Origin of the sequence: Fodinibius sediminis (assembly GCF_900182555.1) — a bacterium.
GTDB lineage: Bacteria > Bacteroidota > Rhodothermia > Balneolales > Balneolaceae > Fodinibius > Fodinibius sediminis.
The window spans coordinates 303,122-317,738 of the sequence record NZ_FXTH01000002.1; the positions used below are offsets into that span (position 1 = coordinate 303,122).

At 52.1% G+C, this 14,617-nt stretch carries 13 protein-coding genes and 1 pseudogene; 5 read left to right on the forward strand and 9 right to left on the reverse strand.

What is annotated here, in order from left to right; translation table 11 throughout:
* Positions 1-18: 18 nt before the first annotated feature.
* The 7 genes and pseudogenes from atpE to FN808_RS03375 all read right to left on the reverse strand — a co-directional run.
* Positions 19-234: an ATP synthase F0 subunit C gene (gene atpE / locus FN808_RS03345; protein WP_142713136.1), complete on the reverse strand. Its 216-nt coding sequence runs from the start codon at positions 232-234 to the stop codon at positions 19-21.
* Between the two features lie 63 nt (positions 235-297).
* Complete coding sequence (atpB, locus tag FN808_RS03350) at positions 298-1,332, reverse strand: F0F1 ATP synthase subunit A (RefSeq protein WP_142713137.1); 1,035 nt, start codon at positions 1,330-1,332, stop codon at positions 298-300.
* Between the two features lie 398 nt (positions 1,333-1,730).
* A complete protein-coding gene (locus FN808_RS03355) occupies positions 1,731-1,904 on the reverse strand; it encodes an AtpZ/AtpI family protein (RefSeq protein WP_142713138.1) in 174 nt (57 codons plus the stop codon).
* A gap of 35 nt (positions 1,905-1,939) precedes the next feature.
* A complete protein-coding gene (locus tag FN808_RS03360) occupies positions 1,940-2,392 on the reverse strand; it encodes a bactofilin family protein (protein ID WP_142713139.1) in 453 nt (150 codons plus the stop codon).
* A 54-nt stretch (positions 2,393-2,446) separates the two neighbouring features.
* A complete protein-coding gene (locus tag FN808_RS03365) occupies positions 2,447-3,310 on the reverse strand; it encodes a M23 family metallopeptidase (protein WP_185958230.1) in 864 nt (287 codons plus the stop codon).
* Positions 3,311-3,325: 15 nt separating this feature from the next.
* Positions 3,326-3,646: a DUF3467 domain-containing protein gene (locus tag FN808_RS03370; RefSeq protein WP_142713141.1), complete on the reverse strand. Its 321-nt coding sequence runs from the start codon at positions 3,644-3,646 to the stop codon at positions 3,326-3,328.
* Positions 3,647-3,694: 48 nt separating this feature from the next.
* Positions 3,695-4,675 (reverse strand): annotated as a pseudogene (locus tag FN808_RS03375) (PLP-dependent cysteine synthase family protein); the annotation flags it as partial.
* Between the two features lie 225 nt (positions 4,676-4,900).
* Between FN808_RS03375 and FN808_RS03380 the strand changes: the two are divergent.
* The 5 genes from FN808_RS03380 to FN808_RS03400 all read left to right on the forward strand — a co-directional run bounded on the left by FN808_RS03380 (position 4,901) and on the right by FN808_RS03400 (position 10,170).
* Positions 4,901-5,176, forward strand: coding sequence for a DUF4290 domain-containing protein (locus tag FN808_RS03380; protein WP_142713143.1), 276 nt, complete (start codon positions 4,901-4,903; stop codon positions 5,174-5,176).
* Between the two features lie 186 nt (positions 5,177-5,362).
* Positions 5,363-6,823, forward strand: a complete 1,461-nt coding sequence (locus FN808_RS03385; protein ID WP_142713144.1) for an isochorismate synthase — start codon at positions 5,363-5,365, stop codon at positions 6,821-6,823.
* Positions 6,816-8,519 (forward strand): 2-succinyl-5-enolpyruvyl-6-hydroxy-3-cyclohexene-1-carboxylic-acid synthase, encoded by a 1,704-nt coding sequence (gene menD, locus FN808_RS03390; protein WP_142713145.1) that lies wholly within the window; start codon positions 6,816-6,818, stop codon positions 8,517-8,519. The genes FN808_RS03385 and menD overlap by 8 nt, the downstream gene beginning before the upstream one ends.
* A complete protein-coding gene (locus tag FN808_RS03395; protein WP_185958232.1) occupies positions 8,516-9,340 on the forward strand; it encodes an alpha/beta fold hydrolase in 825 nt (274 codons plus the stop codon). Before menD ends, FN808_RS03395 begins: the two co-directional genes overlap by 4 nt.
* Entirely contained in the window at positions 9,337-10,170 is an 834-nt protein-coding gene (locus FN808_RS03400; RefSeq protein ID WP_142713147.1) for a 1,4-dihydroxy-2-naphthoyl-CoA synthase, read from the forward strand. The genes FN808_RS03395 and FN808_RS03400 overlap by 4 nt, the downstream gene beginning before the upstream one ends.
* Before the next feature lie 296 nt (positions 10,171-10,466).
* Here the strand turns inward: FN808_RS03400 and FN808_RS03405 are convergent, their stop codons facing one another.
* On the reverse strand, positions 10,467-10,655 hold the full coding sequence (locus FN808_RS03405) for a hypothetical protein (protein ID WP_142713148.1): 189 nt from the start codon (positions 10,653-10,655) through the stop codon (positions 10,467-10,469).
* Positions 10,656-10,757: 102 nt separating this feature from the next.
* A complete protein-coding gene (locus FN808_RS03410) occupies positions 10,758-14,372 on the reverse strand; it encodes a vitamin B12-dependent ribonucleotide reductase (protein ID WP_142713149.1) in 3,615 nt (1,204 codons plus the stop codon).
* Positions 14,373-14,617: the final 245 nt, after the last annotated feature.

A 14,617-nucleotide genomic window follows, 5' to 3' on the forward strand; every position in this document is an offset into this window, starting at 1 on the left:
TGATTGTAAGATTATTATTTACACTCCAAGCGCGAGAAGAATACAGACAATAGCACCAATCAGTGCAACACCCTCAATAAGAGCTGCTGTCAAAATCATGGCACCACGAATATCGCCGGAAGCTTCAGGTTGACGAGCAATACTTTCGGTAGCACTTTTACCGATCATACCAATTCCGATACCGGCTCCTACTGCTACAATTCCTGCTCCGATTCCTGCTGCTAATAAACCCATAGTAATTTACCTGTTATGTTTAGTTGTTATTTGGATTAGTAAGTATGAGTAAAAGAGTATGTATTAAGCATGAGCTTCGATTCCTTCTTCATGATGCTCGTGCTCTTCGACCGCCATCCCGATGAATACCGCAGACAGCAGCGTAAAAATGTATGCTTGCAAAATTCCGACAAACGCTTTCAGGATATAGAGCGCAGCGGTCAGCGGTACCGAGAACAGGCTAACGCCAACCCCTGCAACGGCACCAAAAAGATCAGCAAAGATAAAGATGAGTCCTAAAATACAAATTATCATAACCTTCCCCGAAAGCATGTTGGCAAACAAACGAACAGCCAGTGCGAAAGGCTTGGTAAAGAGACCGATAATTTCAATAGGCGTCAGGATCACACGCATCAGCGGAGGAACGCCCGGGAACCAGAACACGTGCTCCCAATGATCCCTGGAACCGTTCCACTGGGTAATAATAAATGTAATAAAAGCCAGTATGGCGGTCACTGTGATGTCAGCTGTAGCTGTAACCCCCCAGGGTAGCAGGCCAAACAGATTCATAAAGGTGATGGCCACAAAAACAGCAAACAGATAGGGAACAAACTTTCGATATTTGTCTTCAGATATATTCTGCTTTGCAATTTCGTCCTGGACAAACACAAAAACAATCTCAAAAAGATTTTGAAACCAGCCCCTGGGCTCTGTTTCCCGGCCGGTCCCCCTCCTGTAGCGTCGGGCCATGGCAATGGTCAGCCACAAAGTTAGCAGCACCCCAAACCACACATACATCAAATGCGCAGTAATAGACATGTCCAGCGTAATATCACTTCCATCAGCCGGTACCAGTACATGATCCTGCTCCACAAACTCACCCGACTCCACCGCCGCATGCGTACTGGCATAAAAATGCCATTCCCCGTCTACCAGCATGATCCGCGGCAGCTGCAACTCATAGCCCGGCAGTGCCAGGTAGTGATGATCCACCACTTTCCCCATGACATCAATAGGAGAATCCGAATTCTCTTCGCCGGTTTCTGCAGCTTTAACAAGAGGTGCAACACACAAAAATACCATTAAAGTGACGAGGACGCGCCGAAAGGCCTGTAACATTTATTTTTTAGTTGTCAGTTTGCAGAATTTTGTTGATTAAAATAATCTCGATTATAGAGTGGAGAATATACGAAATTATGAAACTAACTGTAAAATAAATTTGATGGAATTTTATCATCCTGAGAATCAACACCAGAGCAAGGAGCACAAACACAAAGCGGACAGCCAAAACAATTAAAAATCGACGATAAAATATTTTATGCGTTTGTTTTTTAAAATTACGGAGGCTCAAAAAGTTAGAGGCCACAAACAAGAAACTGAGCATATTTGCCATCAGAGCCTTTACCATGTGTGCCGGGGACCAGATATAGGCCACCAGTATTGTGCCCGCCAATACCAGCAGGGCCGACCGAAGGAAGCTATATACTACAAACCGAAACCGCTCGTCCACTACCGGTTCATTTTTTATTGAGCCGCTCGTTAAGCTTGAAAATAAGAATGAAAATATTGATGATTCCCACCAGACAACCAGTGAGCAGGAGCCAGGGCTGAATACCGAAATAGCCGTCCAGCCAGTATCCCAGCAGGATCGGTACCGCCAGGGCCGCAGCAATCTCAATCCCGAGCGACATATATTCTATATAAGACGAAAGCTTATCCCGGTCGTTCAATCAGATTTCTTCTCAGCCTTTTTTTTGCTCTTGTCCTTTGAACCAGACTTGCTGAAAGAACCGGACAGTCCGTTTGAGGACTTCTTCTTGCTGGATACCGATTTGTCTTCGGTCATGTGGAAGCCGCCATTAATCTGCGCCCCTTCTTCAACAAGGAGTGTTTTGGTATAGATATCACCCTCAACCAAAGCCGACTCTCGCAGGATAAGCTTGTTGTTGACTCTGATCTCTCCGTCAACCTTTCCGGCAATATCGGCGTCGGTGGCCTTGATGTTACCTTTGACCTCTCCGCTGGAAGATATAATGACCTTGCCTTCGGCATTGGCCTCCCCATCTATAACGCCAGCCACCCGGATATCACTCGTTGTTTTAATGGTCCCTTCTAATGTTGTGCCTTCGCTAATCATATTAACTGAGGGTTGGTTTTTATCGGTGTTGTTTGAACTCATAGGTTTTCTGTTGTTGTCCTTCTTGTCCTTATTGTTGTTAAACATAGAGCTGATTTACGATTTAATAAGATATGAATTAGGATTCTGTGGGATACCGTTTTGCCAAATTTCCAAATGCAAATGAGGTCCCGAACTCATAATCCCGGTATTCCCGGCTGTTCCCAGAATGTCACCTTTTGTTACGATATCACCGACAGATTTCGATAATGATTCCGCATGTTTATATACGGTAATCATGTTATCACTGTGCTGAACATACAGGACCCAGCCAAAATTCAGTGTCCAGTTCTGATCAACAACCGCCCCATCAGCAATTGCTTTGAAAGGCGTACCATTTTCTGTGGCAATATCCACACCAAAATGCCCTTTCCCGGGATTGAACCCCCGTGTCAATGTACCGTCCAACGGGTAGCCGGTTGGAAACACAGGCTTACCTTTGAATATATCGGAAAGTACGACCTCATTTTTCAATCGCAAACTATCCGTAGTACTTTTTACTACAGAAAAGGGTTCAGGTTCCCGTTTTTTTTTCATCGCCCCATTCACGGTTTCACGGCGCGACCTGTCGACCTGGAATACCGTATCCTCGCCGGCGCCAATCACTCGTTTCATTTGGGCAAGCTGGAGATCCCGTGCGTGCAGGGAGTCCTGCAGGGCCCTCACCTGTTCAGAGATGGCGATTGCCTGTTCGCGCAGATCTTTTTCCGTATGCGAGAAAAAGAGTCCCGACACCGGGGTGAACTTGAGAAGCACAAACACAAGTATCGCTACTGCAGCCAGCGAACCGTACAAAAGATACAGCAGGTTCGCCGGTTTGAAGCGATAGCTGTTCGAGGGCTCCGGTTCGCGGTCGTCAAAAATAACGAACGTAAGTCCCCGGTCGCGCTTATGAAAAAGTTGTCTTAGGAAATCGAACATATTCGTCATCCACTGCTATGCTTCCGGCGTGGGCCCCCGGTAGTTGAACGGCACATCGATCTCGTCATCGTGATCAATGGGTCCATTTTCACTTTCATACCGTTTGATGTTCTCCGACAGTGCATCGACCAGCCGCTTGGCATGGTCGGGCGTGAGCACCATCCGTTTCACCACTTTTGCTTTGGGCCGGCCGGGCATGACCGAAATAAAATCCAGAATGAACTCCGATGCAGAGTGGGAAATCATGACCAGGTTCGAGTACGTACCGCTGGCCTCCTCATCCGGGAGCTCAATTTCCATCTGTCCCTGTTTTTTGTGCTGCGATTGATCTGCCATAAATATGCATTGATTAGATTAGAATTAACGCCTGGAATGCTAGTCCGCATCCAAAAAATCATGTTCTCTCATCCAGTCGTCATTAAAAATTTTGGAGACATACCGGGCACCGCTGTCGGGAAGGATGATAACCATCAGGTCGTCTTTTCCAAAATCACTGGTGCGGGCATACTCCAGTGCACCGTGAACCGCCGCTCCGCATGAGCCGCCGACAAACAGCCCCTCCTTTTTCGCCAGGGCCCGGGTCATCAGAAAGGCCTCCTTGTCGTTTACCTGCATCACCGCATCCAGCAAATCAAAGTCCATGTTTTCCGGGATGATATCCTCCCCAATCCCCTCCGTTAGATAGGGATGAATCTCATTTTTATCAAATTCACCGGTTTCAAAATACTTTTTGTAGACGGAGCCGACGCTGTCTACCCCGATGGTCTGAACATGCTTATTTTGTTCCTTCAGGTATTTCGAAGTGCCGGATATCGTACCTCCGGTCCCCATACCCGCCACATAGTGTGTTATTTTCCCCTCGGTCTGCTCCCAGATCTCAGGGCCGGTCGTCTCATAGTGGGCCTGGGTATTGCTGGGATTGTCGTACTGGTTGGGATAATAGGAGTTGGGGATTTCCTCGCTCAGCCGTTTTGCAACCGAGTAATAGCTTCGGGGGTCGTCAGGCTCCACGTTTGTCGGACATACCTTCACTTTGGCTCCCATGGCCCGGAGAATATCGATCTTGGACTTGCTTTGCTTGTCGGTGGTCGTGAAGATGCAGTCATACCCCTTGATGGCTGCAGCCAGGGCCAGGCCCATGCCCGTATTGCCGGACGTTCCCTCGATAATCGTACCACCGGGTTTAATCAGTCCCTTTTCTTCGGCATCCTCGATCATCTTCAAGCCGATGCGATCTTTTACGCTCTGCCCGGGATTAAAGTATTCCACCTTGACAAGGACCGTACCCTCGATATCATCCCCGACAGTGTTCAATTTCACCAGGGGGGTATTTCCAATTGTTTCTAAAATTGAATTGTAATACATCAAAAATCTATCAATCGTTATAATTAACATTTCAGATCAGATTCACCCTTTAATATAGGCATTTTGAATTAGCCCGCCGAATAAAGAGCAAAAACCGGTCCGGCAGTACCGCCTTGAGGAAGCCCCCGGCTACCGTCATCCGATAAAAAAAGCCGGGAGGCCTTTATTCCAACCTCAAAGGCTGTTATCTTTCCCTGCAAAAGAACTTTATTATCGTTGACCACTATGTTTGTAGAACAGAAGAAACCCAAGGATTTTGATTGCGGCTATAATCTGGACCGCATGATTGCCTCCCTCCCACGCATTGAAGATGAAGAGGAACGTGTTGAATATGCCGAGCGTGCGGTCGGACTCATCAAACAGAGCCACCCCAACTGGGTGAATGACGACGGCGAGAGCGAGGAGGCCTGGAAACATTTTTTCGACCTGGCCGAATACGACCCCACCGAATACGGGATCTACAACCCGTTTGAATCAGGCAAAAAGGATAACGCTCAATAGGCTCGGCTGTCACCGGGTGTCCGGCCCGCGCTCCGGTTTCCCTGTCTCGTGGATCGACAGCCAGGGGAAACTTCCTGCCAGAGATATCTCGCCCCGCTCAAATGGGCCGTGAAATTGATTATGGAATAACTTATTTTCAATTTATATTGAAAGTTCTGAAAGTTATTTCCTATTTCTACCTGACTCATGGATACCGATTTGCTATCAGATACGCAGGAACTACCGCTGCAGGTTGATCGTGCTACCGATCAGCGGCTTCAACTATTTATTGAAGGGCTGGTCCGGCAGCAGGATAAATCGTATGCGACCTTTACCTTTCCGGTTCAGGAAATAGAGCCGCTGATGTTGCTGCAGGAAAGCTGGAATGAGCAGCAGTTTCGTTACTACTGGGAGAAACCGTCTGATAACTTTGCCATTGCCGCCGGCGATACGCTGGTGCAGCTGTCAGCCTCCGGTCCCTCCCGTTTTGCGGATATTATCAGCCAGCAGCAAGCCTTGCAGAATGCTACCGCCTCCTTTTCTTCCGTCTACCATTCCCGGGCAGGATTGATGTTCCTGGGAGGATTTTCCTTTTTCAGCAGGCTTGAAACGGCCGACTGGGATTCTTTTGAAGCGGCCTCGCTCACCGTCCCCCGCTGGTTCATTCTGAAAGACGGGGACCATTATTCAGCTACCCTCTCACTGCAGCTTCCCGACTTTCAAAGCCGGAATGAAATCTATGAGGAAGTAACAGGGAGGCTCCGGTCGCTCAACCGGCAGATGACTTCTGCTTCCGATTCCCCGTCATCCCCGGTCATTGCCAGAAAAAATACCGATCCGTTTCCGGCCATACCGCTGAAATTGGGATTTGAAGCCTGGATCTCATCTGTAAAGCAAGCCAAAAAGCAGATCCGGCAGGAAACATTTGACAAGATCGTGCTGGCCCGCCGGCTGTCGGTGGCCCGCAAGAACACCGCTCCTGTCACCAAACTGCTCGATCATCTGCGCCGCCGGTATGAAAACTGCAGCTGTTTTCTGGTTCATCCTCCCGGGGGTCAAAGTTTCGTGGGAGCCACACCGGAGCAGTTAATTGCTTTTGAAGACAACCTGCTGCAGACCGAAGCACTGGCGGGCAGCATTGAGCGCGGTAAAACGGCCATGGAGGATCTCACACTTGCCAAGGACCTGTCAATCAGTACCAAAAACAGGAATGAACATCAGTTTGTCGTGCAGGATATCGAACAGCGGCTGCGCCCTTTTGCCCGCTCCATCCGGCACAGCAGTCAGCCCCAGGTAAAGAAACTTTCCAATGTTCAACACCTCTACACCCCTATCCAGGCAGACCTGAAACCGGAAGCAACGGTGCTCTCCGTCCTTGAGAAGCTGCACCCCACCCCCGCGGTGGGTGGCTATCCGTGGCACAAAGCGGCTCCCTACATCCGGGAATTGGAAGATTTTGAACGCGGCTGGTATGCCGGTCCGGTCGGGTGGGTCGATGCCTCTGGCAGCGGAGAATTCGCCGTAGCCATCAGGAGTGGCCTTATTGGCGAAGAACAAGTGCATTTTTTTGCGGGCTGCGGCATTGTTGAAGACTCTGACCCTCAGACGGAGTGGGAAGAAACGAATCTTAAACTAAAGCCGATGCTTTCCGCCCTTCAGTATGACTGATTTAGATGCCCGGGACATCCCTTACTACTGGTCGACAACCTTTTTCCGTCAGCTGCTGAAAAAAGGCGTACGTCATGTGGTCATTTCCCCGGGTTCGCGGTCCACACCCCTGACCATGGCCGCAGCCGCCCATCCTAATCTCGAAAAGCATGTCATCCTGGATGAACGATCTGCCGCCTTCACCGCCCTGGGTATTGGCAAGGCGACCGGCTACCCGGCTGTACTCATCTGCACATCGGGGACCGCGGCAGCCAACTACTACCCGGCCGTCATTGAAGCCCGCCAGTCGGGGGTCCCCATGATACTGGCTACGGCGGACCGTCCGCCCCATCTCCGGGCCACCGGGGCCAACCAGGCCATCGACCAGCTGAAACTCTTCGGCAGCTATCCCGTTTTTTTTCATGAGGCCGGCGAACCCCGGCTTGACAAGGAAGATCTGGATCGACTGGTGCTTCTCGCCCGACAGGCTGTAGGGATGGCACAACAAAAGCGGGGTCCGGTACACATCAATTTTCCATTCCGGAAACCCCTCGAACCCCGTCCTTCCTTTGTGGCGAAGATCCGCGGGGAAAACAGCAGCGAACCGCTTACCGATCAGGAAGAGCGGTACAGCAAGTCTTCCTTTACCCTTCCGGAAACAGTCCGGCGGGCGATGTCATCTGCCGACCGGCCCCTGATCGTGGTGGGCCCCGCTGCCCCCGGCGATCATCTCGAATCCGTTGCTCATCTGGCAGAACAGCTCCGGGCGCCGGTCCTTTCCGAATCAACCATCGCCAGCCCCAACACCGTCGGCGGCTTTGCCTCTTTTCTGCGCAACGAACAGCTTGTTCATCAGCTGGAGCCGGACTTGATCCTTCGGTTTGGTTTTCAGCCTACCGCCAAAAGCATCGAACAGGCATTGCAAAGCTGGCGTCCCTCCCACCACATACATTTTGCCAGCACTGCGGACTGGCAGGATGCCACCTGCACTCAAAGCACCCACCTGCCCTGGCTGGGACAGCCCCTGGCACTGCCCGACAGACTCAAAGGCGCCCCTTCGTCCTGGCTGAAGACCTGGAAAAGACAGGAACGGCTATTCCGCAGCCATTATCAAAAGGTCATGAGCCGACCATCGGTCTTGACCGACGGCCACCTTTACCAGCACCTTATTACCCAGTGCCCGGAGGACCTTTTTATCGCCGTCTCCAATTCCTTCCCGGCCCGTGACATTCAGCTGACGGGATATGATATCACTCGCTATCCCCTGTATCTGAACCGCGGGGCGAGCGGCATCGACGGGGTCTCGTCAACCGCACTGGGGATCAGCATCGGGCTCCGGAAGCCCGGCATGCTCTTGACCGGGGATCTGGCTTTTCTTCACGATACCAACGCCCTGCTGAATCATAACCGGGCGGGTGCCGACCTTGCCGTTGTCATTGCCAACAATTCGGGGGGCTCCATCTTCCGGATGCTGCCCATCGAGCAGCACGATGCCTATTTCGACACCTATTTTGAAACGCCACAGGCGGCCAGTATCCGGCAGCTGGCAAACGCCTATTCCATTCCATACCACCGGGTATCTTCTGTGGACGAGCTCCGGCAGTTTGACCTGGAGCAGTGGCAGCAAGAACAGCCCGGGCTATCCGTGGTCGAATGCCTGACCGATGCCGAAGCTTCCATGAAGCTTCGCCGGCAACTCTGGGATTTCCAGCCATGAATATCACCCCCATCCATAGCCTCGACTATGCCGTGAAGATTCACCAGCGTAATGAACAGCTCCCCTGGCTGCTGATGCTGCACGGTTTTATGGGCGATCACCGCGCTTTTGATCACCTGGTCGGCAGGTTGTGCCAATTCTGCAACCCCGTCACAGTTGACCTGCTCGGCCACGGTGGTTCCTCTGCGCCCGGCGACCCCGGGCGGTACCGGGAAAACTGCCAGCTCCGTGATCTGCACGAGCTGATCCGTATCCTCAATATTTCGCCCCTTTTCCTTCACGGCTACAGCATGGGCGGACGACTGGCGTTAAAATTGGCCCATGCGCATCCCGAATACTTCAGTGGACTCATTCTAGAAAGTACCACCAACGGCATTGTGGATAAGCCCCGGAAAAGGGAGCGGCGCCAAACGGATCGTCAGCGGGCGGCACAGATTGAAGACGATTATCAGGGTTTTCTCTCCCGCTGGGAAGAGGCCCTGCTCTTTCAATCGCCCGCACCGGTTGATGAATCCCGGGCCCGGAAGTATGAGCAAATCCATCGCGAGCAGAAACCCCGCGCCATGGCGGCCTCGCTACGGGGTTTCGGTACAGGATTCATGACCGCCATCCCCGCAGAGCAGATGTCCCCGAACCTCCCGACCCTGCTGATCGCGGGATCGGCCGATCAGAAATACCAGCAGATTAACAGCCGCCTGGCTGCATATCTCCCACATGGACGGCTGGCTGTCGTTGAAGCCGGCCACCGCGTACACCTCGACAACCCTGCAGATTTTGTTCACGAATTAAAACTTCACATTGATCAACATTCAACATTATGAACTGGAAAACCGTCAAAGAATACGAAGATATTACCTTTAAAAAATCCAGCGGTGTAGCCCGTATTGCCATTGACCGTCCGGCAATTCGCAACGCTTTTCGTCCCAAGACCCTCTTTGAGCTGCAGGAGGCTTTTTTGAATGTGCGGGAGGACCAGGAGATCGGGGTCGTGCTGCTGACAGGTGAAGGTCCCTCGCCCAAAGACGGCAAGTGGGCCTTCTGCTCCGGAGGCGATCAGAACGTGCGCGGCAAGGCCGGATACAGGGATGATGCGGGGACCCCGCGTCTTAACGTGCTTGACCTGCAGCGCATGATTCGCTTTATGGGCAAGGTGGTCATTGCCGTAGTACCCGGCTGGGCAGTCGGAGGCGGACACAGCCTGCACGTGGTCTGTGATCTGACCCTCGCCAGCAGAGAACATGCTATTTTCAAACAGACCGATGCGGATGTGGCCAGTTTTGACGGCGGCTTTGGCTCAGCCCTGCTTGCCCGGCAGGTGGGACAGAAAAAAGCACGCGAAATCTTTTTCCTGGGCCGCAACTATTCCGCACAGGAGGCCTTCGACATGGGGATGGTCAACAAGGTGGTGCCGCACGATGAACTGGAAGAGACCGCTTACCGATGGGCGCAGGAAATCCTAGAAAAAAGCCCTACTGCCATTCGCATGATCAAGTACGCCTTCAACCTGGTGGATGACGGCATGGTGGGCCAGCAGGTCTTCTCGGGGGAAGCTACGCGCCTGGCTTATATGACGGACGAAGCCACCGAGGGACGGGATGCCTTCCTGGAAAAACGCAAACCCAACTGGGACGACTACCCGTGGATTGGATAGCGGGAGCGGCCCGGGCCGTCTCACCCGGGGGCGGCAAACTTCAATGGCCGGCCTCACCTTGCCGGTTCATTATTTTACCTCTGGCGGGTGTTGCGAACTGATGTTACTATGGCATTATCTGCCCTCCTTCCTGAAGTGGACTCATGTACTATCTCAAAATAGCCTACTTTACTAGACTAAGATACCCTGCCTCAGGGTAGTAATAAAGACTATCTCACTACAGTGGGGGCAAACCCTTTCAAATAGCGACATAATAACATTTACCGGCCGGCTACCGCGGTCCGGCAAAACAAGCGCTACTCACCGCCACCCGTCTCGCTAAGCAAGGTAATAATCTTTTCCAGATACCTGCTGTGCTCTTCCTGGGCTTTTGCTATCCGGCTTATCTTGGTCCCCAGCCAGAGGAAGTAGCCAACGATAATCAGCCATGGTGAAAGGATAATGAGCAGCATGGTTATGATTTCCATTCCGCCAAAAGGTGTCATAATCTCTGTCCCTGTGTTACGCTGTTGTTATAATTAAAAACCCCGGCACGGGTCAATCCCTGCCGGGGTTTGAATTTTATCGCCTTTGTCGTTTGCTGCGCCTTATGAGCAGCCCGTGGTAGATCCACAGGTAATACACTTCTGGCACGTACCGTTACGCACCATCGTCATGCTTCCGCATTCGGGGCAGGAGTCGCCGGTGTAGCCCAGCTCCTTGGCCTTCTCGTAATCGCTCTGGTAGCTGTCGTCATCGGCAGCGGCCTGGCCCTGCTTCACCGGCTGTGATTCGGTGACCGGTTCAGCCTGGCTCGCATCGGGACTCTGACTGGGATCTACCCGTTTTGCCCGTTCGCGCGCCTGTTCGGCCTCTTCAGAAGGACGCAGTTTGCGCGACATGATATCATCTGCAGGCACATGCGCCAGGTCATCCCGGCCGAGGTAGGTTACCGCCAGCTCTCGGAAGATATAGTCAATGACGGAAGTCGTCATCTTGATATGCGGGCTTCCGTTAACCATGCCGCTCGGCTCAAACTTGGTAAAGGTAAACGCATCGACGAACTCTTCCAGCGGCACGCCGTGCTGCAGGCCAAGCGAAATAGCGATGGCAAAGCAGTTGGTCAGGCTGCGGAAAGCGGCTCCCTCGCGATGCATGTCGATGAAGATCTCGCCCAGCTGGCCATTTTCATATTCACCCGTACGCAGGTAAACGCTCTGCCCTCCGATCTTCACTTTCTGCGTATAACCGTTTCGGCGGTTGGGCAGCCGCTGACGGTTAGCCACATACTTGTGAATAATTTTTTCAGCCGATTCAACCACCTTGTCCTGAGCAGCAGCCGTCTCTTCATCCAGCTCACCGTCATCTTCGAGCTCTTCAAAGACATCGCTGAGGCTGTTCAGCGGCTGACTCAGCTTGGAGCCGTCACGGTAGAGGGCGTTGGCCTTCAGCATCAGCTCCCAGGAATCCATGTAGGCTTCCTTGAAGTCTTCCACCGTCGCCTCGTTGGGCAGGTTAATGGTCTTGGATATAGCTCCTGAAATGAACGGCTGCGCTGCGGCCATCATCCGGATATGCCCACCGGGCTTGATGTATCGCGTTCCAATACGCCCGCATCGATTGGCGCAGTCGAAGACCGGCAAGTGCTCGTCCTTCAGGTTCGGTGCACCTTCCACGGTCATGGTACCGCAGACATAGTCATTGGCCTCCTGGATTTCGCGCTGCGAGAAGCCGAGATATTTCAGCATGTTAAACTGCGGATCGGCCAGCTGATCTTCTTCCAGCCCCAGCTCCTCCTCACAGAAGTCCTCGCCCAGCGTAAACTGGTTGAAAGCAAACTTGATGTCAAAACTGCTTGGCAGGCTTTCTTCAATAGCCTCGAGCTGGTCGTCTTCGAAGCCTTTTTCGCGCAGGCTCTCCTCGTTAATATGCGGACAGCCGTCCAGCGTACCATAGCCCTTGGCGTATTTTATTATCTCTTCCCGCTCCTTGGGACTGTATCCCAGGTTCTCGAGTGCTTTGGGCACCGCCTGGTTGATAATTTTGAAATAACCCCCGCCGGCAAGCTTCTTGAATTTCACAAGGGCAAAGTCAGGCTCAATACCTGTAGTATCGCAGTCCATGACAAGCCCGATGGTACCGGTAGGTGCAATAACGGTTACCTGGGCGTTGCGGTAGCCGTGCTTCTCACCCATCTTGACGGCCTTCTCGGAATCCTCGCGTGCCGCCTTGAGCAGGTTGTCCGGGCATTCATTTGCATCAATACCCATGGGCTTGACCGTCAGCTCTTCATATTCATCCGGGTCTACATTGAAGGCCGCCCGCTTGTGATTGCGCAGTACGCGAAGCATATGCTCCTTGTTGGCCTCATACCGTTCAAAGGTTCCCAGCTCGCTGGCCATTTCTGCACTGGTTGTATAGGCATTCATGTGGATAATGCTGGTGAGTCCGCCGGCAATAGCACAGCCTTCGGGACTATCATAGGGAACGCCCTGAACCATCAGGGCCGCCCCGATATTTGCATATCCCAAGCCCAGCGTGCGGTATTTATACGAAAGGTCTGCAATTTCCTTGGACGGAAACTGGGCCATCAGTACCGAAATCTCCAGTACGACAGTCCACAGCCGTGAGGCATTGCGCAGGGCCTCAACATCAAATTCCTTGCACTCATCGGTCTTGAAATACTTCATCAGGTTGAGGGAAGCCAGGTTACAGGCCGTGTTGTCCAGGAACATATATTCCGAACACGGGTTACTGCCGTTGATGGGCCCGTCTTCCGGACAGGTGTGCCACTCGTTGATGGTATCGTGGTACTGCGCTCCCGGGTCGGCGCAGGCCCAGGCTGCGTTGGAGATCTCATCCCACAGTTCGCGGGCGCGGAGGGTTTCACAGGGCTCCGGCTCGCGTCCTTCTTCCCTGGCCTTGCGCTTCTCTGTACGCCAGTAGAGATTCCACGGGCCGTCCTCCTTGACCGCCTGCATAAATTTATTGGGGATGCGGACCGAGTTATTGGAATTCTGTCCGCTCACAGTACGGTAGGCTTCGGAGTCCCAGTCCGTATCATAGGTATCGAATTTCAGGTCGGTGAAGCCCTGGGCTGCCAGCTGCACCACCCGTTCAATATAATTCAGCGGCACCTGGTCCTGCTTGGCTTCCCGGATTGCCCGGCCCAGCTCTTCATTTTTCAGCGGGTCGCGGCTGACGGCCCCGTTGAAGGTACGGCCGTCAATTTCCACCGGTTTGTTACACAGTTTGATAATCTTCTTGAGGTGTCTCTCCAATATCTTGGAACCGGTAACGATTGAAGCCACCTTCTGCTCTTCCCGAACCTTCCAGTTGACATACTCTTCGATGTCGGGGTGGTCGAGGTCCAGGGTTACCATTTTTGCAGCTCGCCGGGTCGTTCCACCCGATTTGATTGCGCCGGCCGCTTTATCCCCAATCTTGAGAAAGCTCATCAGTCCGGATGATCTACCGCCTCCGCTCAGGGGCTCTCCTTCTCCCCGAATCTTGGAGAAATTGCTTCCTGTTCCGGAGCCGTACTTAAAGAGTCGGGCTTCACGAACCCATAGATCCATAATACCGCCCTCATTCACGAGGTTGTCGTCAATGCTCTGGATAAAACAGGCATGCGGCTGGGGATGGCTGTAGGCGTCCTCCGACTTGGTCAGTTCCCCTGTTTTGCCATCCACGTAATAATGTCCCTGCGATGGTCCGTTAATGCCGTAGGCCCAATGCAGTCCGGTATTGAACCACTGCGGACTGTTTGGAGCCGCCATCTGGTTCGCCAGCATATAGCAGAGCTCATCATAAAACACTTGTGCATCTTTCTCGGAATCAAAGTAATCATGCTTCCAGCCCCAGTAGGTCCAGCAACCAGCCAGCCGGTGAAACACCTGTTTGCTGTCGTTTTCACTGCCGTAGCGATCGTCCTTGTCCATATTCTTCATCGCCTCTTCATCGGCTTCTGACCGCTGCAGCCATTCCGGCACTCCCTCTTCTTTCACTTTTTTAGTCTTCTTTGGAACCCCCGCCTTTCGGAAATATTTCTGTGCAATGACATCTGTCGATACCTGCGACCAGGATTTGGGCACAGTCACACTATCCATCGAGAAAACCAGTGATCCATCCGGATTTTTGATCTCTGATTTCCGGCTCTCAAACTTCATATCTCCAAAGGGGGTCTTCCACTCTTCCTGAGTATAAAAACGTGTAAATTTCATATAATTACCGATTCCTTGACTAATGTTTTTACTTGGTAGGACTTTTTCGAAAAAGCGTAAATTTTCACTCTTTTAAGTACTATGAAATATAAGGGTCATATTTTCTGCTACAAGCAAAAACTCAAATACTTTTCCACAAAAACGGGTAGTTATCCACAATCTATTTGCCTGAGGAGCCTGATTTTAAGGAATTCTGCTTCCTCGTAGAATTGAATGTGGATAACTGTTGATCTCTCTCCAGCCGT

Bases quoted from the DNA above. Each gene is read 5' to 3' on its own strand.
- FN808_RS03360 (WP_142713139.1), bottom strand. From the start codon at position 2,392: ATGAGTTCAAACAACACCGATAAAAACCAACCCTCAGTTAATATGATT.
- FN808_RS03400 (WP_142713147.1), top strand. From the start codon at position 9,337: ATGAACTGGAAAACCGTCAAAGAATACGAAGATATTACCTTTAAAAAA.
- FN808_RS03385 (WP_142713144.1), top strand. From the start codon at position 5,363: ATGGATACCGATTTGCTATCAGATACGCAGGAACTACCGCTGCAGGTT.
- FN808_RS03380 (WP_142713143.1), top strand. From the start codon at position 4,901: ATGTTTGTAGAACAGAAGAAACCCAAGGATTTTGATTGCGGCTATAAT.
- FN808_RS03405 (WP_142713148.1), bottom strand. From the start codon at position 10,655: ATGACACCTTTTGGCGGAATGGAAATCATAACCATGCTGCTCATTATC.
- FN808_RS03395 (WP_185958232.1), top strand. From the start codon at position 8,516: ATGAATATCACCCCCATCCATAGCCTCGACTATGCCGTGAAGATTCAC.
- FN808_RS03370 (WP_142713141.1), bottom strand. From the start codon at position 3,646: ATGGCAGATCAATCGCAGCACAAAAAACAGGGACAGATGGAAATTGAG.
- atpB (WP_142713137.1), bottom strand. From the start codon at position 1,332: ATGTTACAGGCCTTTCGGCGCGTCCTCGTCACTTTAATGGTATTTTTG.
- atpE (WP_142713136.1), bottom strand. From the start codon at position 234: ATGGGTTTATTAGCAGCAGGAATCGGAGCAGGAATTGTAGCAGTAGGA.
- FN808_RS03355 (WP_142713138.1), bottom strand. From the start codon at position 1,904: ATGTCGCTCGGGATTGAGATTGCTGCGGCCCTGGCGGTACCGATCCTG.
- FN808_RS03410 (WP_142713149.1), bottom strand. From the start codon at position 14,372: ATGAAATTTACACGTTTTTATACTCAGGAAGAGTGGAAGACCCCCTTT.
- FN808_RS03365 (WP_185958230.1), bottom strand. From the start codon at position 3,310: ATGTTCGATTTCCTAAGACAACTTTTTCATAAGCGCGACCGGGGACTT.
- menD (WP_142713145.1), top strand. From the start codon at position 6,816: ATGACTGATTTAGATGCCCGGGACATCCCTTACTACTGGTCGACAACC.